This is a genomic window from Fluviicoccus keumensis (assembly GCF_004217445.1).
Lineage (GTDB): Bacteria > Pseudomonadota > Gammaproteobacteria > Pseudomonadales > Moraxellaceae > Fluviicoccus > Fluviicoccus keumensis.
This window is the reverse complement of record NZ_SHKX01000014.1, coordinates 91,096-114,640: the sequence shown is the minus strand read 5'-3', so window position 1 is coordinate 114,640 and position 23,545 is coordinate 91,096. Positions and strand designations below refer to the sequence as shown.

Annotated in this window: 19 protein-coding genes; 5 read left to right on the top strand and 14 right to left on the bottom strand. The window is 65.5% G+C overall.

What is annotated here, in order from left to right:
- Positions 1-10 precede the first annotated feature (10 nt).
- Positions 11-1,819, bottom strand: coding sequence for an allophanate hydrolase (gene atzF, locus EV700_RS13785; RefSeq protein WP_130414798.1), 1,809 nt, complete (start codon positions 1,817-1,819; stop codon positions 11-13).
- A 300-nt stretch (positions 1,820-2,119) separates the two neighbouring features.
- Here atzF and EV700_RS13780 point away from each other — a divergent pair, with 300 nt between their 5' ends.
- On the top strand, positions 2,120-2,644 hold the full coding sequence (locus EV700_RS13780; protein WP_130414796.1) for a chalcone isomerase family protein: 525 nt from the start codon (positions 2,120-2,122) through the stop codon (positions 2,642-2,644).
- Positions 2,645-2,684: 40 nt separating this feature from the next.
- Here EV700_RS13780 and EV700_RS13775 read toward each other — a convergent pair whose 3' ends face one another.
- From EV700_RS13775 to EV700_RS13755, 5 genes are all read right to left on the bottom strand, one after another.
- Positions 2,685-5,750, bottom strand: a complete 3,066-nt coding sequence (locus EV700_RS13775) for an efflux RND transporter permease subunit (RefSeq protein WP_130414794.1) — start codon at positions 5,748-5,750, stop codon at positions 2,685-2,687.
- 12 nt (positions 5,751-5,762) lie between these two features.
- Positions 5,763-6,848 carry an efflux RND transporter periplasmic adaptor subunit gene (locus EV700_RS13770; protein ID WP_207224686.1) on the bottom strand — a complete coding sequence of 362 codons (1,086 nt, stop codon included), beginning with the start codon at positions 6,846-6,848 and terminating at the stop codon, positions 5,763-5,765.
- A gap of 53 nt (positions 6,849-6,901) precedes the next feature.
- Positions 6,902-7,585, bottom strand: coding sequence for a CerR family C-terminal domain-containing protein (locus EV700_RS13765; protein WP_130414790.1), 684 nt, complete (start codon positions 7,583-7,585; stop codon positions 6,902-6,904).
- A 69-nt stretch (positions 7,586-7,654) separates the two neighbouring features.
- On the bottom strand, positions 7,655-8,470 hold the full coding sequence (locus tag EV700_RS13760) for a hypothetical protein (RefSeq protein WP_130414787.1): 816 nt from the start codon (positions 8,468-8,470) through the stop codon (positions 7,655-7,657).
- A 49-nt stretch (positions 8,471-8,519) separates the two neighbouring features.
- Positions 8,520-10,775: a TonB-dependent receptor plug domain-containing protein gene (locus EV700_RS13755; RefSeq protein WP_165391485.1), complete on the bottom strand. Its 2,256-nt coding sequence runs from the start codon at positions 10,773-10,775 to the stop codon at positions 8,520-8,522.
- Positions 10,776-10,955: 180 nt separating this feature from the next.
- Between EV700_RS13755 and EV700_RS13750 the strand changes: the two genes are divergently transcribed.
- On the top strand, positions 10,956-11,663 hold the full coding sequence (locus EV700_RS13750) for a YebC/PmpR family DNA-binding transcriptional regulator (RefSeq protein WP_130414783.1): 708 nt from the start codon (positions 10,956-10,958) through the stop codon (positions 11,661-11,663).
- A gap of 52 nt (positions 11,664-11,715) precedes the next feature.
- Here EV700_RS13750 and EV700_RS13745 read toward each other — a convergent pair whose 3' ends face one another.
- From EV700_RS13745 to EV700_RS17100, 6 genes are all read right to left on the bottom strand, one after another.
- Entirely contained in the window at positions 11,716-13,806 is a 2,091-nt protein-coding gene (locus EV700_RS13745) for an ATP-binding protein (protein WP_130414781.1), read from the bottom strand.
- On the bottom strand, positions 13,803-14,939 hold the full coding sequence (locus EV700_RS13740; RefSeq protein WP_130414779.1) for an FIST signal transduction protein: 1,137 nt from the start codon (positions 14,937-14,939) through the stop codon (positions 13,803-13,805). Before EV700_RS13740 ends, EV700_RS13745 begins: the two co-directional genes overlap by 4 nt.
- A 134-nt stretch (positions 14,940-15,073) precedes the next feature.
- Positions 15,074-15,799 carry a 16S rRNA (uracil(1498)-N(3))-methyltransferase gene (locus EV700_RS13735; RefSeq protein WP_130414777.1) on the bottom strand — a complete coding sequence of 242 codons (726 nt, stop codon included), beginning with the start codon at positions 15,797-15,799 and terminating at the stop codon, positions 15,074-15,076.
- Positions 15,796-17,175 carry an adenosylmethionine--8-amino-7-oxononanoate transaminase gene (gene bioA / locus EV700_RS13730; RefSeq protein WP_130414775.1) on the bottom strand — a complete coding sequence of 460 codons (1,380 nt, stop codon included), beginning with the start codon at positions 17,173-17,175 and terminating at the stop codon, positions 15,796-15,798. The genes EV700_RS13735 and bioA overlap by 4 nt, the downstream gene beginning before the upstream one ends.
- A 54-nt stretch (positions 17,176-17,229) precedes the next feature.
- Positions 17,230-18,339 carry a 2OG-Fe(II) oxygenase gene (locus EV700_RS13725; RefSeq protein WP_130414773.1) on the bottom strand — a complete coding sequence of 370 codons (1,110 nt, stop codon included), beginning with the start codon at positions 18,337-18,339 and terminating at the stop codon, positions 17,230-17,232.
- Positions 18,336-19,028 (bottom strand): OmpA family protein, encoded by a 693-nt coding sequence (locus EV700_RS17100; protein WP_242610273.1) that lies wholly within the window; start codon positions 19,026-19,028, stop codon positions 18,336-18,338. Before EV700_RS17100 ends, EV700_RS13725 begins: the two co-directional genes overlap by 4 nt.
- A 175-nt stretch (positions 19,029-19,203) precedes the next feature.
- Here EV700_RS17100 and EV700_RS13715 point away from each other — a divergent pair, with 175 nt between their 5' ends.
- Both EV700_RS13715 and EV700_RS13710 read left to right on the top strand, forming a co-directional pair.
- Positions 19,204-20,616, top strand: a complete 1,413-nt coding sequence (locus tag EV700_RS13715) for an ATP-binding protein (protein ID WP_130414771.1) — start codon at positions 19,204-19,206, stop codon at positions 20,614-20,616.
- Positions 20,613-21,314 carry a response regulator gene (locus EV700_RS13710; protein ID WP_130414769.1) on the top strand — a complete coding sequence of 234 codons (702 nt, stop codon included), beginning with the start codon at positions 20,613-20,615 and terminating at the stop codon, positions 21,312-21,314. Before EV700_RS13715 ends, EV700_RS13710 begins: the two co-directional genes overlap by 4 nt.
- Here EV700_RS13710 and EV700_RS13705 read toward each other — a convergent pair.
- Positions 21,311-22,012 (bottom strand): hypothetical protein, encoded by a 702-nt coding sequence (locus EV700_RS13705; RefSeq protein WP_130414767.1) that lies wholly within the window; start codon positions 22,010-22,012, stop codon positions 21,311-21,313. The genes EV700_RS13710 and EV700_RS13705 overlap by 4 nt on opposite strands.
- Before the next feature lie 12 nt (positions 22,013-22,024).
- Positions 22,025-22,510 (bottom strand): YbjN domain-containing protein, encoded by a 486-nt coding sequence (locus EV700_RS13700; RefSeq protein WP_130414765.1) that lies wholly within the window; start codon positions 22,508-22,510, stop codon positions 22,025-22,027.
- Between the two features lie 123 nt (positions 22,511-22,633).
- Between EV700_RS13700 and EV700_RS13695 the strand changes: the two genes are divergently transcribed.
- Positions 22,634-23,503 (top strand): energy transducer TonB, encoded by an 870-nt coding sequence (locus EV700_RS13695; RefSeq protein ID WP_130414763.1) that lies wholly within the window; start codon positions 22,634-22,636, stop codon positions 23,501-23,503.
- The last annotated feature ends 42 nt before the right edge of the window (positions 23,504-23,545 follow it).

Genomic DNA, 23,545 nt, shown 5'->3' with positions numbered 1-23,545 from the left:
GCTCTGCTCCTTAAACCCGGCTGGCCATGTAGGCGCGCCAGCCGCCGAAGGACGTGATGTCCACGGCGTCGTCCAGCGCCCACGGTTCGCAAATGAAGCCCTTCACCAGGCGGCCGTCCGCCAGTTCCAGCGTGCCGATGCCCAGCGGCGACGGAATCAGCGCCACAAAGGAGCCGAAGTGTTCCACCGGCATCGACCACAGCTCGACGATGATCGACGCGCCGCCCTCCGTGACCCGCTTCAGGCCGGGCTTGGGCGGGGTGGTGTTGGCCAGGGCATAGAGCTGGTAGGCCGGGGCGGTGACGGTGCTTTCCAGCAGGGTGGCGCCGCGTTCGGTCAGCTGGCTGTTCAGCGGCATGCCGGTCAGGTGCGCGCCAACCACGGCGACGGTGAGGGTTTCAGTCATGGGAGCGGTTTCAGTCCGGTTGGAAGGAAGGGGGAGGGCGCGGCCGGTGGCCCCGGCGGTCCAGGGACGGGCCAGCTGCCAGCGACGGCCGAGATCGGCGAGCAGGCCGTCCTGCCAGGCGCGGCCGATCAGGGTGATGCCGGCGGGCAGGCCGTCGGCGCGGAACCCGGCGGGCAGCGCCAGCGCGCACATATCCAGCAGGTTGACGAAATTGGTGTAGCGGCCGAGGCGGCTGTTCAGCGTCACCGGGTCGGCCAGCACGGCCTCGGTGCGGTAGATGGTGGGGGTGGTCGGCACCAGCAGGCCGTCCAGCCCGTTCAGCAAGGCTTGCGCCGCGCGCGCCAGCGCGGCGCGGCGGTATTCGCCCTTGAAGGCGTCGGCGGCGGTTTGGCCTTGCGCGCGCAGCACGATCTCGCGCACCACCGGATGCAGGTCCACCGGCGGTTGGTCCATCAGCGCTTCCAGCGCCACATAGCGTTCGGCCACCCACGGGCCGTCATACAGCAGCGCGGCGACGGCGAACAGCGGGCCGAAGTCGATGGCGCGCAGTTCCACGCCCAGGTTCTGCCAGTCGGCCAGCGCGCCTTCCCAGACGGCGGCGGCCAAGGCATCGCCATGCCATTCCGGGTCAGCGGGAATGCCCAGCACGATCCGCTCGGGCAGGGTGTCCGGAGTCGCCGGTTCCGGGCGGGAATAAGGATCGTCGGCATCGAAGCCACCGGCAATGCGCGCCACGGTCTCGGCGTCGTCAATGTCCAGCGCGAACACCGACACGCAGTCCAGCGTGCGGCAGGCGGGCACCAGGCCGGTGGTGCTCAGCCAGCCCTTGGTGGGTTTCAGGCCGACAATGTTATTGAACCCGGCGGGCACGCGGCCGGAACCGGCGGTATCCGTGCCCAGCGCGAACGGCACCAGCCCGCGCGCCACGACGCTGGCGGAGCCGGAACTGGAACCGCCGCTGATGTAGGCGGGATCAAAGGCGTTCGGCACCTCGCCATAGGGTGAGCGCGTGCCCACCAGACCGGTGGCGAACTGGTCGAGGTTGGTTTTGCCCACCACGACCGCGCCTGCTGCAACCAACTTTTCAACAACGACCGCGCTGTATTCCGGGATGTAGGCGAAAGAAGGACAGGCGCAGGTGGTGGGCAAAGGGGTAGCGTCAAGGTTGTCCTTGACCGCAAAGGGAATTCCGTAAAGCGGCAGACGGTCGAGGTTGCCGTCGACGGCGGCCAGACGCTCGGCCAGCGCCGTCAGAGCCCGTTCCAGTCCGGCGGGGTCCGGCAGGCTGATCCAGGCGGGATCGGCGGCGGACAGTCGCGCCAGCAGGGCCGTCAGCAGGGCATGGGGCGTCTGGCCTTGGCGGTAGGCCGCCTGCCAGTCTGCCAGTGTCCATGCGGTGGTGTTGACGGTCATCAGGGAGTCCTCGGTTGCCATAACTTGTATACAAGAATGTATTTGCAAGCGGCATGCCAATGACGCGGATTTCGTAAGAGCGACTGATTGACAAGGAATTTTTGCCGGAATGGCGGTCTTTAAGCGATGAAAGCAGGGCTTTTGCTCCGTTGCGGAGCGGTGACAGCACCACGGCGAGGCCTGCCGGGCGCGCCGGTGGTGCATGCTGCCGACTGGCGCAACCCGTCAAAAGGGTAGGCTCGCATTTGCGCGCGGCCGGGGTATCATGGCCCACTTCCCCAATCCCCGGAGCTTGTCCTCATGTCCACGCCGCAAACCACGGAAATCGCCGGTGTCCGTTTCAACCGCACCCTGGAGATGGATGGGCAAAGCCTGACCCTGAACGGCGCGGGCCTGCGTTCGCTGTTGATGGTGAAGGTCTATGTCGCGGCGCTTTACCTGCCGCAGCCCTCGCGTGATGCCGCCAATATCCTGAAGGCGGGCGGCCCGCTGGCGATTGAACTGGTGATGAAGCGGTCGGTCGGGGTGGACACCATCCTCGACAATTTCCACGGCACGCTTCGCGACAATGTCCCGGCGACGGAATGGACAGCCCTGGCTCCGGCCATTGCCGGGCTGGACGCCGCCATCCATGAGGTGAAGCAAACCCGCGAGGGCGACCGGCTGCGGCTGGAATTCACGGCTGGCGGCGACACCCGGATTGTCTTTAACGGGAATTTGTTGAAAACGGTGACGGGCGGCGGACTGGCGGCGGCGATGCCGCAGATCTGGCTGGGCCGGAAACCGGCGCAGGAAAGCGTAAAGAAGGGAATGCTGGGGGGGTGAAAAAAAGCCGGGGCGTTTTTATCCGCCCCGGCCCGTTGCTTCAGTGCGCCCGTTTCCGGAACACTTTCCCCAACTTCTGCACCCCGTCATCCACGAACGTGAACAACACCGGAATCACCAGCAGGCTGAGGAAGGTGGAGGTAATCAGGCCGCCGATCACCACGATCGCCATCGGCGCGCGGAAGCTGGGGTCGGTGCCCAGTCCCAGCGCGATCGGCATCATGCCCGCGCCCATCGCGATCGTCGTCATGATGATCGGCCGCGCCCGCTTGCGGCAGGCGTCCAGCAGCGCATCCCAACGGTTCAGGCCATGCTCGCGCTGCGCCAGGATCACGTAGTCGATCAGCAGGATCGAGTTCTTGGTCGCAATCCCCATCAGCATGATCAGGCCGATCATCGACGGCATCGAGAACGCCGTGTGCGTCAGGAACAGGGCCAGGAAGGCGCCCGGAATCGACAGCACCAGCGCGCCCAGAATCGTTACCGGCTGCATGAAGCTGCGGAACAGCAGCACCAGCACCACGTAGATACACATGACGCCGGTCAGCATCGCCAGGCCGAAACTGGCGAACAATTCGCCCATCGCCTCGGCGTCGCCGACGGTGGTCTGCCTGACTCCGGGCGGCAGGGCGTGCAGGCTGGGCAGCGCCAACGCCGCCTTTTCCACATCACCCAGCGGTTGCTGGTTCAGTTCGATCTCGATGTTGATGTTGCGCTGGCGGTCGTAGCGGTCAATCTGCGCCGGGCCGCTTTCCAGCGACAGGCTGGCGACATTGCCCAGCGGCACCGGGCCGTGCGCGCCGGGCACCGGCAGCCGTGACAGCAGCTCCAGGTCGGTGCGGGCCTCGGCGGGCAGGCGCACCACGATCGGCACCTGCCGCTGGCTGAGGTTCAGCTTGGCCAGTGACTGGTCATAGTCGCCCGCTGTCGCAATGCGCAGCGTGTCCGCAATCGCCGCCGAGGTGACGCCCAGATCGGCGGCGCGGGCGGAGTCCGGCCTCACCACCAGTTCCGGCCGCACCAGACTGGCGGTGGAGGTGACGTTGCCGATACCGGGAATGGTGCGCAGTTCGCGCTCCACCACCCGCGCATGGTCAGACAGCGCCTGACCATCTTCCCCCGCCAGCACCAGGATGTATTTCTCGGCCGAGCCGCCGAAGCCGACTTTCACCCGTGCGCCCGGCACGGCGACCAGCAATTCACGCAATTGCCGTTCAATGTCCTGCTTGGTGACGCCGGGGCGGTCCTGGCGCTTGGTCAGGTTCAGCGTCAGCGTTGCCTTGGTGACATCATTGCCGCCGTTGCCCATGAAGGGGTCGCTGCCGGTTGCGCCCGCGCCGACGGCAGTGTAGACCAGCTTCACATGCTTGTTCTGGTTGACAATCTTGCGAGCCTGTTCGGCCACGTCCAGCGTCTGCGTCAGCGTGCTGCCGGGCGGCAGCGTCAGCATCACCTGGGTGGTGTTGAGGTCGTCCGGTGGCACGAAACCGGTGGGCAGGTACTTGGCCAGCGAGAAGGAGCCGAAGAAGAAAACGGCCGTCACCAGCAAGGTCAGCAACCGGTGCTTGAGGCACCAGGCCGCCCATTGGCCATAGAGGGTCAGCCAACGCGGTTCATGATGTTCCTGCTTCGGCGCCTTGAGGATGTAGGCGGCCATCATCGGCGTCAGCATCCGCGCCACCACCAGCGAAATGAAGACGGCGATGGCGGCGGTCCAGCCGAATTGCACGAAGAACTTGCCCGGTACGCCCGCCATGAAGGCGGTGGGCAGGAAGACGGCGACCAGCGTAAAGGTGGTGGCGATCACCGCCATGCCGATTTCATCGGCGGCCTCCATGGCCGCCTGATAGGGCGTCTTGCCCATGCGCAGGTGGCGGATGATGTTCTCGATTTCGACAATGGCGTCGTCCACCAGCACCCCGACCACCAGCGACAGGCTGAGCAGGGTGACGATATTGATCGAGAAGTCAAAGACATAGTGCATCACCGCAAAGGCGGGAATCACCGACATCGGCAGCGCCGTGGCGGCCACCAGCGTTGCCCGCCAGTCGCGCAGGAACAGCAGCACCACCAGCACCGCCAGCGCCGCGCCTTCGTACAGCAGCGTCATCGAGCCGTGGTAGTTCTGCTCCACCGGCTCCACGAAATTGAAGGCTTCGGTAATGGTCAGGTCGGGGTTGGCGGCGCGGATGCGGTCCAGTTCGGCGCGGACGCCGTTCTGCACATCCACTTCGCCGGAACGCAGCGAGCGCACGATTTCGAAACCCACCACCGGCTTGCCGTCCAACAGCGCGGCGCTGCGTTTTTCGGTCACGGTGTCGCTGACGTTCGCTACCTGGTCCAGGCGGATGCGGCGGCCGTCGGCCAGCGGAATTTCCATGGCCGCCAGTTCTTCCGCCGACTGCACGGTGGCCAGCGTGCGGACGGATTGCTCCAGCCCGCCGATATCGGTCTTGCCGCCGGAGGCCTCCTGCTGCACCTGTCGCAACTGCCGGGAGACCTCGGCGGCGGTGGCGTTCAGCGCCAGCAGCCGCGCCGGGTCCAGCTCCACGCGCACTTCGCGGGTGACGCCGCCGACGCGCGACACCGAGCCGACGCCGCGCACGCTGAGCAGCGCCTTGCTGATGTCGTGGTCGACGTACCAGGACAGGGCTTCCTCGTCCATGCGGCTGGAGCCGATGGTGTAGGTCAGCACCGGCGTCCCGGCCAGGTTCATCTTGCTGATCACCGGGTCGCGCAGGTCGCCCGGCAGGTCGGCGCGGACGCGGGAGACGGCGTCGCGCACGTCATCCACGGCTTCCTGGGTCGGTTTCTCCAGCCGGAATTCGACGGTGACGGTGGCGGTGCCGCTCTGGGTCTTGGTGTAGATGTGCTTCACCCCTTGCAGGGTGGCGACGGAATTCTCGATCTTGCGCGCCACCTCGGTTTCCAGCTGTGAGGGCGAAGCCCCCGGCAGCGAGGCGGTGACGATGACGGTAGGGAGATCGATATCCGGGAAGTTCTGGATCTTCATGCGCTGGAAACCCATCACGCCGATGACGGTCAGCATCATGAACATCAGGATCGACGGGATGGGATTGCGGATGGACCACGCGGAAACGTTCATGCCGGGCTCCTGTCAGCGCGCCGGGGCAGGCATGACCCGCACCAGATCGCCGTCGCTGAGAAACCCGGCGCCGGCCGTCACGAAGCGGGCATTGGCGTCAAGCGGCGTGGTGATCTCGATGCGGTCGCCCAGACGGCGGCCGACGCTGACTTTCAGTTGCCGTACCTTGTTGTCCGGCTGCACCTGGAACACATAACTGTAGCCGTCGCGCAGCAGCACGGCGGTTTGCGGCAACGTCAGGCCGGTCTTGCCGCCCAACGCGAATTCACCGCGGGCGAACATGCCCGCTTTGGCCGCGCCGGGCTTGGGCAGGTCCACATAGACCAGTCCGTTGCGGGTGGCGGTATCGACCGTCGGGGCCACCATGCGCACCTTGCCGTCGATGGCGCTGCCGCCCGCCGGGGTCACGCGCACGGACTGGCCCGGGCGGATGGCGGCCAGATCGGCGGCGGCGACTTCGCCGCGCCATTCCAGACGTCCCTGCCGGATCAGCCGGAACAGCTCCTGACCGGCGGGCGTTACCGCGCCGACAGTGGCGTTGCGGGCGGAAATGATGCCGTCATCCGGGGCTTTCACCTGCGTCTGGTTCAGCCGGATCTGCAGGGCGTTGACGGCGGCCTTCTGCACATCCAGCCGGGCCTTGGCGGTCTTTTCGGCGGTCAGGTACTGGGTAATCTTCTGGGCGCTGAGCGCGCCGTTGCTTTGCAGGTCGCGGGCGCGCTGGGCGTCGGCGGAAGCCGCGGCGAGATTGGCCTCGGCCTCGGCAACGGCGGCCTTGCCCTGCAGCAGTTCGGCCTGCGCCATGTCGGCGGCGAATACGGCCAGCACCTGGCCTTTCTTCACCGGGTCGCCGACATTGACCCTGACCTCGGCCAGCCGGTAACCCTGCGCCTCGTTGCCGACGCTGGCTTCCTGCCAGGCGGCGATACTGCCGTTGGCGGCGGCCGACAGCGGGATATCCATGCGCTGCGGCTGGATCACGGTGACCGTCAGCGACGGTTTGGGGGCCAAAGCGGCGGCGGGCTTGTCGGCGGCGTTCGCGGCCGGGACCAGCAACGAAGCGGCCAGCAGCGGCAGGGCGGCGAGACGGGTCTTCATGGTCGGGGTTTTCCGGGTAAGTTGAACAAGGATTCGGGAGGTGATCGGGGAATTCATGACGCGGCCTCCGCGCGGCGGGCCTTTTCAGCGGCAATCATCGCCATGCCGTACATCACCAGGCGTTCGGACCAGCGGTCGACGGCATCGGGGGCGGCGTTCAGGCCGGGACTCAGGCGGTCGATCAGCTCATGGCCCACATGCAGGTGCACCGCCAGCCCGGCCAGACTGAAGGCCAGGCGGCTGATATCCTCGTCGGCGTCGGACAGCCCGAAATGGCGGCGGAGCACGGCGACCAGCGCTTCGTGCATCGGGCGGATGCCTTGGTCGATTTCTTCTTCCCACAGGCCAGTCGGCTCCAGCATCTCGCGGAAATGCAGCTTCATGCACAGCCGCACCAGATCGCCCTGACGCAAGGGCTCCAGAAACCCGGCATAGAAACCGCGCAGCGCATCGGCCAGTGGCAGGGCGGGGTCGGCGAAGCGGGCGATGTCGTCGCTGACCGGTCCCTTGGGCTCGAAAAAGACCGCGCGATACAGACCGGCCTTGTCACCGAAGTAATAACTGATGGCGGCGACATTGACGTTGGCGGCTTCGGCCAGTTCGCGTGTCGAGGTCTTGCTGAAGCCCTGATGGGCGAACAGCCGCAGTCCGGCCTGCAGCAGGCGTTCGCGGGATTCCTCGCCGTCCGAGCGGGTCGGCCGGTGCGGAGCGTGGCTGTCGGGAGGAGCGGTGGTCATGGATTGTCCGGCAAGTTAAACAAACGATTGTTTATCATGCCGGACGAAAACTGTAAATCAAACAAATGTTCAATTTGCGGAGGCGGCACCCAGGGGCATGCGCAGGCCAAGGCGTAGGCCGCAGCGGTGGAAGTGGATTTCGGGCTGGTAAATGATGTAGCCGATCGGCGCGCCGTTAACGGTCATCTGGGCGGCGGGGCTGGGATCGAATTCCTGATTCCGGCAGGCGGCGCTCAGCAGCCATTGACGGTCGGCGGCGGTTTTCCAGACATAGTCCGCCGAGGCTTCCCACCCCGAACCGTTGTCCAGCCGCAGGGTCAGGTCGTCGGTTCCGGTGCGGGAATAAACATTGACCACCGAGTATAACGGCTCCAGTCGTCCGGCCCGGACGGTCAGGCCGGTCCGCTCGCCGCGCCAGGCGTCCAGCGCCAGGCCCAGACCGCCGTTCAGGCGCTGGTAGAACTCCGTTGCTCCCGCCACGGCGCCCTTGTCATCCAGATAGCGGAAGTCCGCCTCGAATTCCATGCGGCCATAGGCGCGCAGGCGTGTTCGCGCCGGCCACTCCAGACCGACGCCGACCTCGGGCAGCAGATGCCAGCCGCGGGTAGTGTGGGGCAGACCGCTCTGCGTCTGCCCGTCGTAATGGACCGGTCCGCCGGCCAGCGCGGCGTCCAGGGTCATGATCAGGTGTTCACGCTGCTCGCGCCACGCCAGGCGCGCCCCCGGCAGGATCGCTTCCTCGCGCACCAGCCGGGCGCCGCCGGTGCCGAACTCCTTGAGCGTGTAATAGTCGGCGCCTGCTGTCAGGTCATACTGTTGGGTATCCGCCAGGGCGGGATGGCAAACGAGCGGCAGGCAGCATAGCGGCGGCAGGCGGAGACGCATGGGGTCCTTTCCGTTGGCGGGTAGAGGCCGTGATGGTAGCAGTATCGGCTCAGTAGGTCATGCCGAGGCTGAGATAGACGCTGCGCCCCGTTTGCGGCAGCAGCGAGTTGTAGTAACCGGTTGCGCGCTGCGAGGTGTCGGTTCCGGCGTCGGCGGAGGCAATGCCGGGGGTTTCATAGGCGGCGTCGCCCAGGTTGTTGATGGTCAACGCCAGGCGGTAAGCCGCCTGCCGGTACTCCAGGTTCAGGTCGGCGGTGACATACGGATCCAGCGTGTCGCCCAGCGCGCGCAAGGGATTGCCGGAGTAAAGCTCGCGGCGGCCGACATAGCGTCCGCGCAGGTTCAGGTTCCAGTGATCGGCCAGCGGTACGTCGATGCCAAGCTGCAGCTTGTGGCGGGCAATGTCGCCGATGGCGGCTTCGCCATCGGTCCAGACGCCGGTAGCGGCATCATAGTGCTGATCGTCGCGGGCCAGCGTCCAGGTGTAGTAGAGGTAACCGGACCAGGTGCGCGCCAGCCATTCCCGCTCGAATCGTCCCCGATACTCCGCGCCTTGCACATGGCGGCCGGAAGCGTTGACGGCGACTTCGCGGATGGCGTTGCTGTAACGGGCGTCGAACAACGACAACTCGTGCAGCCAGCCGCGTCGCGCGTGCATCAGCACCAATTCGGTATTGGCGGCCTTTTCCGGCTGCAAGCCGGGATTGGCGTTGCGGCCGTTCCAGCCGCCGTAAACCTGAATGGTCGGCGGCTCCTGCCAGGCCCGGCCATACAGCAGCTTCACCGTGGTGTCGGCCGAGAAGTCCCGGCCCAGCGACAGTCGGGGCGTCGTATGCGTCCCGTAGACCCCGTGATGGTCCAGCAACAGCCCCAGGCTGGCGCGCCAGCCGTTACGGCTCCACGCGCCTTGCAAGTGGGCGTTCCGGTTGGTGACGTAAACCCGGTTGTCCGGCGACATCACCGCCGGAACATCAGGCGCGTCGGGAATGGCGTTGGCGGTGCTGTGCACCACCCAGGGGCCGAAGCCTTCCGGTCCGACCGGGCTGACGTCCGGATCGGCCGGGCAGTATGCCTGCGGCTCCCAGTAGCCGCAGATGGAGTAAGCCTTGGCCAGCGTTCGCCGTTCCACTTTCCAGCCGCCCAGCCAGCGCCAGTCGCCGTCGGTCGGCAGATCCAGCTTCTGTTCCAGCGACCAGGCGTGGCTCTGGCTGTTCCAGTGCGAATTGGAAACATAGGAAAAGGCGGATTGGCCGGCATGCCAGTCCGGTTCCGCTTCGGCCCAGTCGCCCCATTCCCGGCTTTGACGCAATGTCAGGCGCGTGGTCAGGGCGCCGTCCTGCCGCACCGGATCGCGGTGTTCCAGATAGATATGGCTGCGCTCGCGGCTCCACGGCACGTTCACTTGGGCGTGATCGGTCGCGTACTCCTGGCCGTATCCTTCGGTGGCACGCCACCAGAACAACCCGGCCTTCCAGTCGCGCCAGTCCAGGTTGACCAGCCAGCTGCTGTCGGCGGCCGGATCATAATAGCCGCCGAGATTGCGGCCGTTATGGCTGAGCGCCAGCACCGGCCCCCAGGCGTCGGTATTGGCCAGCCAGTCGGCCGAGACAAAGCCGCGTCGGCCCTTCAGGTCGTCCAGGCCGGGATCATCGCTGCGGAAGAGACGGGCTCCCGCCGCAATTTTCAGGTCGCCGAACGCCTGCCGGTAGGCGCCTTCGGCGGTGCGGGTGTTGAAACTGCCGCCGCGCAGCTGCCATTGACCTTCCGCCTTGGCGGAGGCGGCGGAAGCGGGGCGGGTAATCAGGTTGACGACGCCGGCGAAGGCGTTGGCGCCATAGACGGCGCTGGCGGGACCATAGAGGATTTCAATGCGGTCCAGCATCTGCAAGGGATACTGCCGCGACAGGTCGGGCGCCTGGCTCCACAATTCGTTGTTGACCACCCCGTCCACCAGCAGCAGCGTGCGCTGGCCGAAAGGACTGCGGTAGCCGCGCTGCCAGGCGGTAGCGTAATTGGTGCCGCCCGCGATGGTGACGTCAAAACCGGGGACATCCTGCAACACCTCGACCAGGGAATCATAACCGCGACGACGGATGTCGTCGGCGGTGATGACAATCATGGCCGCCGGGGCATGGCGCAGCGACTCCGGGACTCCGGAGGCCGAGGAAACGGTCAGGTTCTGCAACTGGTCCAGGTCCATGGACAGCAACCGGTCGAAACGGCTTTCAGCGGCGGTTTCGGCGGCAGCGGCATTCATCACTAAAGCGGTCAGCAGCAGGAGCAGGGACTGGCGTGTTGCAGGCATGCCATGCATCCATCGAGTGGTTGTTGTTATGTGGCTAAGCATAGACGCTTTGCCGGAGATGGGTATTGATCAATGACGAACAGGCGCTGTCGTGCAATCTCCTGTCTTTCGTCTTTGCCTGACCGGCGCTCTCAGGCAGAATACGCCGCACATCCTGATTGCATATCCCGGAGAGACGCCATGGGCGCACAGTGGAAAGCCAAGCACAAAGAAGCCGCCGCCAATGCCAAGGGCCGCATTTTCGGCAAGCTGTCGAAGGAAATCATGGTCGCCGCGCGCGGCGGCGCCGACCCCGCCATGAACGCCAAGCTGCGCATGGTGGTGGAACAGGCCAAGAAGGCCTCGATGCCGCGTGACACGCTGGAGCGCGCCATCAAGAAGGGCGCGGGCCTCACCGGGGAAACCGTGCATTTCGAGCGTCTGACCTATGAAGGCTTCACCCCGCACCGCGTGCCGGTGATCGTCGAATGCCTGACCGACAACATCAACCGCACCGTCTCGGAAATCCGGGTGCTGTTCCGCAAGGGCCAGTTGGGCGTGTCCGGTTCGGTGGCCTGGGATTTTGACCATGTCGGCATGATTGAAGCCGTGCCGAAGTCGCCGGACGCCGATCCGGAACTGGCCGCCATTGAGGCCGGTGCGCAGGAATTCGAGCCGGGCGAGGAAGACGGAGAAACCCTGTTCATCACCGACATCGCCGATCTGGATGCCGTCAGCCACGCGCTGCCGGAGTTCGGCTTCACCGTGCACTCCGCCAAGCTGGGTTACCGGCCGAAGAATCCGGTCACCAGCCTCAGCGACGCCGAGCGCGAGGAAGTCGAAGCCTTCCTTGACGCCATCGACGGCCATGACGACGTGCAGAACGTCTACGTCGGCCTGGGCGGCTGACCCCTGAAAACCCGCCCGGACGGAATCTCATCCGTCCGGGCGTATCCCCCGGTCACGACAGCCGTTTCGGCATCCACTTGTGCAGCACCCGCTGCAACTCCTGCAACTCCACCGGCTTCGCCAGATAATCGTCCATGCCCGCCAGCAGGCAACGCTCGCTTTCGCCGCGCAAGGCGTTGGCGGTGAAGGCGATAATCGGCACCCGCTGTCCCTGTTCGCGCTCTTCGCTGCGGATGGCGGCGGTCAGGGCGAAGCCGTCCATTTCCGGCATGTGGCAGTCGCTCAGCACCAGGGCGATATCATGCGCTTTCCACTGCGCGAAAGCTTCCCGGCCATTGGCGGTCAGCAGGCTGGTGTAGCCCAGATGCGACAGCTGCCGCGAGATCACCATCTGGTTGACCGGATTGTCCTCGGCCACCAGGATCAGTTGTCCGGCGGCCTCCGCCTCCGCCGGACTCAGCGCCTGGCGCGGAGCGGGCAGGGCCGCCTTGCCTGACAAGCCCAGGGGCTGCGGGCTTTCCCGGCCGCAGGCCATTAGCAACGCCAGCCGCAGATCTTCGCGCCGCAACGGGGAAATCCACAACCGGATCATGTGCGCGGGCAGGCTGGAGGCGGTGCTGGCCTTGTCATGGCGGCGGGTCAGCAGCACCGTCGGCAGATGCGCCAGCCCCGCAGAAGGCTGCGGCCAGGCGGGGCCGAGCAACAGCACCGGCTGGCAGCCCTTCGCCAGGCTTTCCGCCTCCTCCAGCGAGGCGGCCAGTTTCAGGTCGGCGCGCCAGAATTCCAGATAGCGGATGATGGTGGCGCGCAGTTCGTCATTGGCAATGACGGCGATGATGGGCACGTCTTGCAGGGAAGGCTGGTCCAGCTCGGGTTGGCGGTCCGCCGGCGGCAGGCCCAGACGCACCCGGAAACGGCTGCCCTCGCCGGGGCGGCTGGTCACCTGGATGCGGCCGCCCATCAGGTCAACCAGACGCTTGCAGATCGACAGCCCCAGCCCGGTGCCGCCGTAATGGCGCGAAGTCGAGCTGTCGGCCTGGGTGAAGGGCGTGAACAACCGCTCCACCGCGTCCGGCGGCATGCCGATGCCGTCATCCTCAATGCAGAGATCGAGGGTGACGCGGTTCTTTTCCACCATGAAGGCTTCGGCGTGCAGCTTGACCAGTCCGCGCTTGCGGCCGGTGGACTCGGTGAACTTGATGGCGTTGCCGCACAGGTTGAACAACACTTGCCGCAGCCGCACCGGATCGCCGATCAGCCGGTCGGGAATGGACGGATCAACCCGGCAACTGAAAGCCAGATGCTTGCGCACGGCGTTCGGCATCAGGGTTTCGGCCACGCCTTCCACCAGATCCATCAGCGAGAAGGACACGCGCTCCAGTTCCAGCCGCCCGGCCTCGATCTTGGAAAAGTCGAGGATGTCGTCGATCAGGTTCAGCAGCACAAAGGACGAGTCGCGCACCGTGTCCAGCATCTTGTGCTGGTCGCTGTCGAGCGGGGTTTCCTTCAGCAGGTCCAGCATGCCGATGACGCCATTCATCGGCGTGCGGATTTCGTGGCTCATCATCGCCAGGAACAGGCTTTTCGCCTCGTTGGCGGCCTCGGCCATATCCTTGGCCTGACGCAGTTCGGTATTGAGGATTTCCAGCGCCACGGTGCGCTCGTTGACCCGTTCTTCCAGCACCTGGTTCAGGTGGCGGATCGAGGCCTCGGCCTCGGACAGGTGACGCACCTTGTCGAGCAGGGCGGAGGTGGCGCGCTGGTAGTCGTCCTGCAAGCGTTCCAGATCGCGCTCGCGCCGGTTCAGGCTGCGTTCCAGATCGCCGGTGCGGTCCTGGACATCGCACAGCCGGGTCAGGGTGGTCAGCAGCGGCGTGACGATATGGGTGAGTTGCGGCCAGGCCAGCGCCGGGACATGCATGATCCAGAATGACTCGCCCACCGCCGACAATTCACAGCCTTCGCCGGGAACCACCAGGATGCCCTTGACCTGGTCCAGCCGGTCCTCCAGCCGTTGCAGATAGGTTTGCGGCGCGTCGGTCACCAGCGCAAAGACACTGGTCAGCAACAGCTTGCGGCCGGGATCGCCGGGGGTGAAGCCGGGCGGCGGCGGGTCGAAGGTGCTGAGGAAGAGGGTATTCATGAGCCGATCAGCAACAGCACATAGGTCATGTTGTGGAACAGGTTGGGGCTGTAACCGCCGCTCCGGCGCAAGGGCGCGATTTCTCCCAGCGACGGAAAGCCCGCCAGCGGCAATCCCGGCAGGCAGCGCTTGACCGCCTCGACCTCCCGTTGCACCGCCGAGCCCAGCAACGACTTGCGTCCGGCGCAGCTGATGATCAGCGCGGCGACCGGTTGCAGTTCCCCGGCGGCCGCGGCTTCGGCGGCGACACGGTCCACCTCGCGCACGATCTGTTCGGGATTGGCCATGCAGACCTGCACCTGTTGCCCCTCGCGGATGCCGCCATACAGTTGCAGGCTCTGTTTGGACTGGCCGATGTCCTGGGCAATGGCGCGCAAGCGTTTCAACGGTTCCGGGCCGTGGTCGGTCAGCGTCAGCGAGGTAATGCCGCGATCGCTGCGCAGCACCGGCTTGCCGGTCTCGCGCTCGATGAACTGCATGGCGGGAATGCCGCTGATGGTGTCGATGCGGGTGCCGGACGCCGCCTCGACAATACCGGGTTGGCCGACCGGGCTGATGGTGTTTTCGACATGGATGCCAAAGCGGATCGGGCCATGCGCGCCCAGCGCCACCACGCAGTCGCTCAGCACCTCGCTGTTGGCGTAGAGCGCGCACTGGTGCCATTGCTGGTCGTCGGCGGCGAATCCGCCGATCACCGGGAAGTCCACCTCGTGCTCCAGCACCGACTCCACCAGCGAGGCGTCGGCATGAAAATCGGAGATCAGGAAAGCGAGGGAGGCTCCCTGCTGTGCGCGCATCGCTTCACGGGTGGCGGCCACCGGGTCGGTCGTGACGCGTCGGCCGACGGACAGTTGCCAGCGCACCGCGCCGCCGCTGTTCAGGCCCAGCGCCACCGCGCCGAATTCGCTGCAACCCTCAGGAGAATAGAGACCGTCGCCGCTGTTGCCGATGATCAGGCAATCGGGCAGTTCCAGCGCATCGCGCAGGCCTTCCAGCAGCAGCGGGCCGTTGGCCAGGTCAATGGTTGAAAACAGGAAAACCACTTCCGGCCGCAAGGCTTTCAGGGCGTCGCCCAAGTCCGCCCCGGCCCGGTAGGGGTCGGGAATCTGGGTGGCGGCGGACAAGGCTTTCATCGGTTCATACTCCGTCATGAGACCGGCAGCTGGCTGCGTGGGAATCGTCTCAGCTTACTCTGTAGCATGGGTCCGGGCAACTTGCCACCCGCTGCGGAATTGTGTCCCGCCGAATGTGACCGGGTTGCCGAATTTCAGTCCTGGAAATCGCCGTAAGTCCACTGCAGCACCGCCAGCGCCGCCACCGGCGCGGTCTCGGTGCGGAACACGCGCGGCCCCAGCCGCCAGTTGCGGAAACCGGCGCGGTTGGCGGCGGCGATCTCGGCGGCGGACAGTCCGCCCTCCGGCCCCACCAGCAACGCCACCGAGGCCGGACGTTCCGCCGCCAGCACGACCGGTTCCACGCCCGGCGCCAGTACAAAGCGCGCGGCGGCATCGGCGGCGGCCAGCCAGTCGGCCAGCGCCTGCGGGGGATGCACCAGCGGGACACGGTTCAGGCCGCACTGTTCGCAGGCGCTGATCACCACCCGTTGCCAGTGGCCCAGCTTCTTGTCCTGGCGCTCCTCGCCCAGCCGGACTTCGCAGCGTTCGCTGAAAAGCGGGGTTACGGCGGTCACCCCCAGCTCGGCGGCCTTTTGCAAGGCCCAGTCGAAGCGGTCGCCCTTGGAGATCACCAGCCCCAGATGCACCGGCAGCGGCGAAGCGCGGTCATCCGGCTCGAAGCGTTCCAGCGTCACCCCGGCCGACTTCTTGTCGACCCGGCTGAGCACGCCGTGATACTCGCCGCCTTCGCCGTTGAACAGGCGCACGCGGTCGCCGGTACGGGCGCGCAGCACCTTGATGAAATGGTGGGCGGCGTCTTCGGGCAGGTCGATCTCGACGCCCAGCGTCAGGGGAATCGGCGTATAGAGACGGGTCATGGCAGGCTGACTCCGTTGTCGTGGCCGTGGGCGGGCGCGGCGCAGGCCTCATCCACCGCCTCGGCGGCTGTGCGGATGACATGCCGCAGTTCGTCGGCGCTCATCACATAAGGCGGCATGAAATAAACGGTATTGCCGATCGGGCGCAACAGCACGCCGTTGCGCAGCGCGGCCTCGAAGACCCTCAGGCCGCGCCGCTCGCGCCAGTCAAAGGGCAGGCCGCCGGTCTGCACCATGTCGAACGCACCCATCAAACCGGTCTGGCGGACATGCCGGATATGGTCATGGCCTTGCAGCCCGGCCAGTTCATCCGTCATGACCTGCGCCAGCGCCGCCTGCTGCCGCCGTTGCGGATCCAGTGCGAACAGTTCCAGCGAGGCCAGAGCGGCGCGCGCCGCCAGCGGGTTGCCGGTGAAGCTGTGCGAGTGCAGGAAACCCTTCAGGCTTTCGTAGCGATGGTAGAACGTCTGGTAGATGTCCTCGGTGGTCAGCACCACCGACATCGGCAGATAGCCCGCCGTCAGCGCCTTCGACAGGCACAGGAAGTCCGGGGTGATGGCCGCCTGTTCGCAGGCGAAGAAGCTGCCGGTGCGTCCGAAACCGACGGCAATCTCGTCGGCAATCAGGTGCACACCGTAGCGGGTACAGGCCTCGCGCAGCAATTGCAGGTAGACCGGATGATACATCTTCATGCCGGCCGCCCCCTGCACCAGCGGCTCGACAATCACGGCGCTGATTTCGGCATGGCGGGCCTTCAGCAAATCTTCCAGCACGGCGAACTGTTGCCGGGCGAACTGTTCCGGCGTCACGCCTTCCGGGGCCTGCGTCCAGTCCGGGGAAGGCACGCGCAGCTGTGGCGTCAGCAGCGGCGCATAGGTATCCGAAAACAGCGGGATATCGGTGACCGACAGCGCGCCCAGCGTCTCGCCGTGATAGCTGCCCGACAGCGCCACGAAACGGGTCTTGGCGGTTTCGCCGCGATTGCGCCAGGCATGCATCGACATCTTCAGTGCCACCTCGATGGCGGCGGAGCCGTTGTCGGCGTAGAAGCAGCGGCTGAGGCCGGGCGGGGCCAGCGCCACCAGTTTTTCCGAGAGGCTGACAATCGGCTCGTGCGTGAAACCGGCCAGGATCACGTGCTCCAGCGTGTCCAGTTGCGCTTTGAGCGCAGTGTTGATGTGCGGATGGGCATGGCCCCAGATGTTCACCCACCAGGAACTGATGGCGTCGATGTAACGCTTGCCGTCATGGTCGGTCAGCCAGACGCCGGAAGCGCGGGCCACCGGAATCACCGGCAGGGTTTCGTGATCGTGCATCTGCGTGCAGGGATGCCAAAGCACGGCCAGGTCGCGCTGCATCAACCCGTGGTTGGACATGGGGAATTCGCCGTTTGTCAAAAAACGACACCATGCCTCCGCGGGCGGTAAAGGTCAAGACGGGGTAGGCGGCGCGATCGGGTCGGCAACGGCATCACGTCGCCGGGCGTCTTCTTCGTCATAGAAGAAGCAGAGCAGCACATAGCGTTGTCCCTGCGTGACCGGGGTGACTTCGTGCAGCAGGGCGCAGGAAAAGACCGTGGCCTCCCCGGTGGCGCCGCGATAGGCCTGACGTCCGAATTCAGGGAAATGCAGATCACCGCCCTCATATTCGCCCACGTTCAGGTGCAACGACATGGCGAAGCGGCGATGCGCGGTTCCGGGCGTGTTGTTGTCGCGGTGGGGCAGGAATCCGCCGTGGTCGCCGCTGTCATAACAGGCGATCAGATAGCGCTCAAACCGGGTGGGGCGGAAGCGGAAAGCGCGTTCGACATAGGGCAGCAACCGTTTTTCCAGACGGCGGTTGACCGGGGCCAGCAAATCGGGATGGTCTTCCAGGTTGATGTCGCGGCGGCGCTTGAAGTAATTGTCGAAAGCGCCGATGGTTTGCCCCTCGCGGGTCAGCATGATGCCGGAAGGGCCGCCGCCGGTTTGCCGGTAACGGTTGATCAGCACCCGGCATTCTTCCGGCGATAACACGTTGGGAATGCGCAGCACCGGCGCTTGCGGCAGCGCCACGATGTTCCGGGGGATGGGCGGCAACCGCGTACACCACGCCAGGACTTCGGCCGCGTGGGTCGCCGGGCGCGTCCAGGGGAAAATTCCCGCGATCTGCATCAAGGGGTTCAGGACAATCGTGGTGGGGAAAAACCGCTCTGTCCCGTCTTCGATGCTCAGGAGGCCGTACAACTTCGACACTTCACGGTCAAAGTCCCAAATGAATTTGACGTATTTGGGATGGCTGACGCGGTGAACCAGCGCTTGATCGGCGGGGGAGAGGCTGATGCCCAGGAAAACCAGGTCGTGCCTGGCCAGTTCGGGTTGCAGGCTCAGGAAGTGATCCAGAACCTTCTGTGACGCCGGCTCTCCGCTGTTCCCGAAAAAATTCAGGATGACATGGTAGCCGCCCAGCGAATCCAGATGGAACGCCGGGTTGACCGAGGAGGGGGCGACAAACCACTGGGCAGGTTCGCCGACCTTGAGCGGCTGTGGCTGATCATTCATGGCGTCTGTAAATGAATTTCTACCCGACGGTTATGAGCCCAGGCGCTTTCATCATGGCCGTCGGCTGCGGGCTTGGTTTCGCCATAGCTGATGACCTCCATGCGGTCAGCCTTGATGCCCAGCGCGCGCAGATAGGCTTCGACCGTCTGGCCGCGCCGTTCGCCCAGCGCCAGGTTGTAGTTCACCGTGCCGCGTTCATCGGTATGCCCCAGCAACTCGACGGAAATACCGGTGTTGCTTTTCATCCGGTCGGCGACGGCCTGCAACGCGCCTTGGTCGTCCTGGCTCAGGCTGAAGTCGTCAAAGGCGAAATAGATGGTGTCAGGCGTGCTGGTCAGTTGGCCGCCGGTGGCGGACCTGCCGGGACGTTGACTGCCGGACGCGGGGGAGTCCCCGGTGCCGTTGGAGGCCGTGCGGCCGCCAGTCATGCTGTTGCCTTTACTGCTGTTCTTGACGTTGGCGATAGTCTTGCCGCTGGTCGCTGCGCCGGAGGTTCCGGCGGCAGCTGCACTTGCACTGGCGGTGTCGTTAGCGTTAACCGGCGCAGCCACGGCAGTGGCGGAAGCGGTCGGCGGAGTGATTGCGCCGGGCTGCCCTGAAACAGGAGTATTCACCGTCTTGTGGGAACTGCAACCCGGGAGAGAGAAGGCCGCAATGGCGAGAAACAGCAGACCGTGCTTGAACGACATGAACCACTCCGAATCGGGAAAAACCGCCGTGGCGACAGCCGGCGCAATGCCCGCTATTGTTCAGGCTGCCGCCCGGACGCCTCAAGTAAACATCCCGTAAAATTATGCTGGCCGGAGTGTAAAGAGACTGTTCGTTTTGCTAGGCTCGCGCCAATTCGCAAGGCAGGAAAGGCACATGATCCGGTGGCGGCAATACCTGGCGGTTCCCCCCGTGCTGGCGGCGACGGTGCTGGTGTCATTGGGGCTGCAGACTTTCCAGGATGATGTCAGCGCCGTCATGGTCTACATGCTGGCCGTGGTGCTGTCGTCCTTTTTCCTCGGACAGGGGCCGTCGGTGCTGATCTGCCTGTTCAGCGTCGTGCTGTTTGATGTCTTCAATCTCCAGCCCTTCCTGGAATTTTCCCGCAGTCCGATGGAATACCTGTTCACCTTCGGAGTGATGCTGGCGACCGCAATGACCATCAGCATGCTGGCCGACCGGCTGCGTCGGCAGGTGCATGAAGCCGAGGAACGCGAAGCCCGGGCCGCGGCGCTTTACGCGCTGTCGGCCGATATGGCCTCGGCATCGGATAACCACGAGATCGCCGCGAAGGCGCTGCGCCATGTGGCGCAGGCGTTTGCCTGTCAGGTCACGGTGTTGGCGGAGCCGGTTGCGGCCGATGCCGGCGTGCCGCCCGCTGGATTGGACGGCCGGTTGCGGACCGGAGACGGCGACACCCTTCCCGTGCGGGTCACGCTTCCGGAGGGTGTGGGGGCGACCGCCTCGCGCCGGCTGCACCTGCAAGCCATGCTGGAGCAGGCCTCACTGGCGATGGAACGCGACGCCCTGCGGCGCAAGGTTCGGGCGGCTGAGCTGAAGTATCAGGAACAGGCGCTTCGCGGCCAGATTCTTAATGCGCTCTCGCACGACATGCGCACGCCGCTGGCCGCGATTATCGGCGCGGCCTCCAGCCTGCTGGACCGGGGCGACAGCTACAGCGTCGAAAGCCGCCAGACACTGCGCAAGATCATTCTGGAAGAGGCGCGGCACATGCAGGGCATGGTGGAAAACCTGCTGGACATGGTGCGTTTGCAGGATGGCAACTTCCGCCCGGGCCAGGACTGGCAGGCGATCGAGGAAATTGTCGCCGGCGCGGTGGCGATCTCCCGCCGCCGGTTTGTCCGCCATGACTTCCGGGTCTCCGTCCCCGACGACTTGCCGCTGCTGCGTTGCGACCCTTTCCTGCTGGAGCGGGTGCTGGTCAACCTGCTGGAGAACGCCGCCAAATATTCCCCTGACGGTTCTGAGATCCGGATCGAGGCTGGTCAGGAGGATCGCTGGCTGGTGTTGCAGGTCAGCGATCAGGGGCCCGGAATTCCGGAATCTGCCCTGCCGCAGGTGTTTGATCCCTTTTTTCGCGCCGACCCGGAAGGCTTGTCCGGCATGGGGCTGGGCCTGACGTTATGCCGCCTGATCGTGACGGCGCACGGCGGTGAAATTACGCTGGAGACGCTTGCGGAAGGCGGTTTGGGCGCCCGCGTCCGGCTGCCGCTGCCGCTGCCGGCATCCGGCGACGGTCCGGCCGCCTTGGCGGAGGAGGAAGGATGAGCGATAACATGGCACGCAAGCAGGTGCTGCTGATTGAGGATGACCCGCACATCCGCATCATGCTGACGACGACGCTGGCCGCGCATCATTACCTGGTAACAGCAGCAACGGATGGCGACAGCGGTTATCGCATTGCGGCCGAGTCGAGTGTGGATCTGGTGCTGCTGGATCTGGGCTTGCCGGACATGGACGGGCAGCAGTTGATCCCGCTGCTGCGGTCGGTCAGCGCCGCTCCGGTGCTGGTCATTTCCGCCCGCGATCAGGAGCAGCAGAAAGTCGCGGCGCTGGATGCCGGCGCGGATGATTACATCCAGAAGCCGTTCGGGGTGGGCGAATTGATGGCGCGGATGAACTTGGTGTTGCGGCGCAGCCGGGAACGCCCCGCCGAGCCGCCCGCGCGGTATCGGCGCGGTGAGCTTTCCATCGACTTGATGACGCATCGGGTGGAGTTGTCGGGGCAGGCGGTACACCTGACGCCCGTGGAGTACCGGCTGCTGGCGGCGCTGGCGCGCCACCCCGGCCGGGTGATTACCCACCGGCAGTTGCTGCGCGAGGTCTGGGGGCCGCTGCACGAGGAGGACGCGCACTACCTGCGCATCTACATGCGGCAGCTGCGCCGCAAGCTGGAGGCCAATCCGGCCGAGCCGCGCTACCTGCTCAACGAGCCGGGCGTCGGCTACCGCCTGGCGCAGGATTAATCGGGGTTGACCGACCGCAACGGCCGGGAATCAGACCGCGACAAGCCGTCGCGCACCTGGCTGACCGTGCCTGCCGCCACCTGGTACAGCCCGCGCAGGGTTTCCAGCGACTTCACGTTCGCCGCGCCGCGCACCAGCAAGCCGCCTTCGCGCAGCGTCGCCTGCCGGATATCCACCGCATACAGCGCGGCGATCAGCGCCGCCTTCTGCCGCACCCACAGCGACAGGTCGATGCGGTAGACGCCGTTGCTGATTTCCACGCCGTCGGTCTTGCGCAGCACATGGTGCAGCGGATGCTGGCGCAGGATGTTGCGGCAGGCCCAGACCTGCAGCAGCAGCCAGACCTTGTGCCAGGCGGACGGGAAATAGCGGAAGCTCAGCTCCGGCGGCTGCCGCTCGCGCAGCGCCACCGCCTGCTTGTGGCGGTTGATGGTCAGGCTTTGCAGCTCGAAGGTCAGCAGGATGTTGACTTCCGTGCCGTCGTGGTTGGCCAGGATATCCAGATCGGCAAAGCCGTCATGGCACTCCACCAGCACCGATTTCACCACACTGTCCTTGGGCAGCAGGGCGGTCACGGCGGTATTGATCATGCCGTCGGGAATGAAAATTTCCCGTTCCTGCGACAGGCTGTCCGTCCAGTCGCGAACGGCGTTGATCGCTTTTCCGGCCATGCCGGCCAGCTGTATCCAGTCAACCATGAGGCATCTCCGTTATTGCATCAGCGAACCCTGGCGGTCCAGGGCGGCGATGGCGGCTTCGGGGGCAACCGCGCTGAAGCAAACCTGCATGATGGCGGGCAGGTAATGATCCAGCGTGTGCGCGTTCAACAGGAAGGTGCCGTCAAACATCTCCGGGGTCAGCTCGGCGTCGACCAGATCGAAACCGCTCTTGCAGACGATTTCGCCGTCGCTCATGTCCATGGCGAAAAAGGCCATGGCCTTGCTGAAGTTGATGCGGTTGAGCAGTTCGGCGACTGCGCCGCGACGGGGGGCGGGCACATTGACCGGCACGAAGGAGACAATGATGATGCCGCGTTCGGTATCGCGCTCCACGACTTCAACCAGAAAGCGCCAGGTGCCGTTGTCGCCGCGCAGGCTGCCGGAGAGCATGCCGTTGTCATCGTCGAGGTGATAGTGCAGTTCGTGCTGGTCAAGTACGCCGGTGACGGTGTCAAGCAGGCTGTTGGGGGAGGTCATCAAGGGTCCTTTGCATTTTCTTACGATTGAACGGGGTTTGCCGCCCGGTCGTCAAGTCCCGGCTGCGGAACGGCTGTGCTATGCTGCGCCTCCAGAAGAACCTGATCAAGCCCGTTCCGGCCCATGTCCACACTTGCTTTTGATGCTGACACCCGTCGGCTGGGGATGTCCCTGGTCATCGCCTCGCTGTTGCATGCGCTGGTGATCTTCGGCATTACCTTTGTGGCCCCTCCATCCAATCCCGGGTCCATGATTGAAGTTACCCTGGCCTTGCACCGTGACGCCAAAGCGGACGAGCATGCCGATTTTCTGGCCGCCGCCAACCAGAAGGGCGGCGGGCAAAGCGCCAAGGCGCAGGAAATGACCTCGCCGCAGTCCGCCGACTTTACCGACGCCCGTATCGCCGAGGTCCGCCCCGAGGACAAGGCCTCGTTCACTCCCCCCCCCGAGCAGACCCGCCGCCAGTTGCTGATGACGCAGGGCGCCTCGCGCCGCCTGCCGCCGGAACAGCCGCAAAAGGAAATTCCGCTGCGCACGCCGGATGACGGCGTACTGGCAGCTTCCGCCCAGACGGCTGCGATCGCCAGCCTGGAGGCCCGGCTGGCCGAACAGCGCCAGGCGCTGGCGCGCAAGCAGCGCATCCACACCGTTTCCACCCTGTCCGCGCGCAGCGACATCTCGGCGGCGTGGATTGATGACTTCCGCCAGAAGGTGGAGCGCACCGGCAACCGTCATTATCCCGAGCAAGCCCGCGCCCGCCGGTTGCAAGGCGAGGTCCGGCTGCTGGTGGCGATCTCGGCGGGCGGGGAAATCCGGGAAATCCGCACCCTGAAGTCATCCGGCCAGGTCTTGCTGGATGAGGCGGCGCGGCGCTCGGTGCAGCTTTCCGCACCGTTCCGGCCCTTCAGCCGGGAGATGCGCAAGGAAATGGATGTCTTGCAGATTATCCGCACCTGGCGCTTCGCCGAGCGCATGACCAACCAGAACGGTTGAGTCGCTGTCGCCATGAAAAAGGCCGTCATCCGACGGCCTTTT

Bases quoted from the DNA above. Each gene is read 5' to 3' on its own strand.
- EV700_RS13695 (WP_130414763.1), top strand. From the start codon at position 22,634: ATGTCCACACTTGCTTTTGATGCTGACACCCGTCGGCTGGGGATGTCC.
- EV700_RS13745 (WP_130414781.1), bottom strand. From the start codon at position 13,806: ATGAATACCCTCTTCCTCAGCACCTTCGACCCGCCGCCGCCCGGCTTC.
- EV700_RS13725 (WP_130414773.1), bottom strand. From the start codon at position 18,339: ATGAATGATCAGCCACAGCCGCTCAAGGTCGGCGAACCTGCCCAGTGG.
- EV700_RS13775 (WP_130414794.1), bottom strand. From the start codon at position 5,750: ATGAACGTTTCCGCGTGGTCCATCCGCAATCCCATCCCGTCGATCCTG.
- EV700_RS13770 (WP_207224686.1), bottom strand. From the start codon at position 6,848: ATGAAGACCCGTCTCGCCGCCCTGCCGCTGCTGGCCGCTTCGTTGCTG.
- EV700_RS13740 (WP_130414779.1), bottom strand. From the start codon at position 14,939: ATGAAAGCCTTGTCCGCCGCCACCCAGATTCCCGACCCCTACCGGGCC.
- bioA (WP_130414775.1), bottom strand. From the start codon at position 17,175: ATGTCCAACCACGGGTTGATGCAGCGCGACCTGGCCGTGCTTTGGCAT.
- EV700_RS13765 (WP_130414790.1), bottom strand. From the start codon at position 7,585: ATGACCACCGCTCCTCCCGACAGCCACGCTCCGCACCGGCCGACCCGC.
- EV700_RS13710 (WP_130414769.1), top strand. From the start codon at position 20,613: ATGAGCGATAACATGGCACGCAAGCAGGTGCTGCTGATTGAGGATGAC.
- EV700_RS17100 (WP_242610273.1), bottom strand. From the start codon at position 19,028: ATGTCGTTCAAGCACGGTCTGCTGTTTCTCGCCATTGCGGCCTTCTCT.
- EV700_RS13755 (WP_165391485.1), bottom strand. From the start codon at position 10,775: ATGCCTGCAACACGCCAGTCCCTGCTCCTGCTGCTGACCGCTTTAGTG.
- EV700_RS13705 (WP_130414767.1), bottom strand. From the start codon at position 22,012: ATGGTTGACTGGATACAGCTGGCCGGCATGGCCGGAAAAGCGATCAAC.
- EV700_RS13750 (WP_130414783.1), top strand. From the start codon at position 10,956: ATGGGCGCACAGTGGAAAGCCAAGCACAAAGAAGCCGCCGCCAATGCC.
- EV700_RS13760 (WP_130414787.1), bottom strand. From the start codon at position 8,470: ATGCGTCTCCGCCTGCCGCCGCTATGCTGCCTGCCGCTCGTTTGCCAT.
- EV700_RS13715 (WP_130414771.1), top strand. From the start codon at position 19,204: ATGATCCGGTGGCGGCAATACCTGGCGGTTCCCCCCGTGCTGGCGGCG.
- EV700_RS13700 (WP_130414765.1), bottom strand. From the start codon at position 22,510: ATGACCTCCCCCAACAGCCTGCTTGACACCGTCACCGGCGTACTTGAC.
- EV700_RS13735 (WP_130414777.1), bottom strand. From the start codon at position 15,799: ATGACCCGTCTCTATACGCCGATTCCCCTGACGCTGGGCGTCGAGATC.
- atzF (WP_130414798.1), bottom strand. From the start codon at position 1,819: ATGACCGTCAACACCACCGCATGGACACTGGCAGACTGGCAGGCGGCC.
- EV700_RS13780 (WP_130414796.1), top strand. From the start codon at position 2,120: ATGTCCACGCCGCAAACCACGGAAATCGCCGGTGTCCGTTTCAACCGC.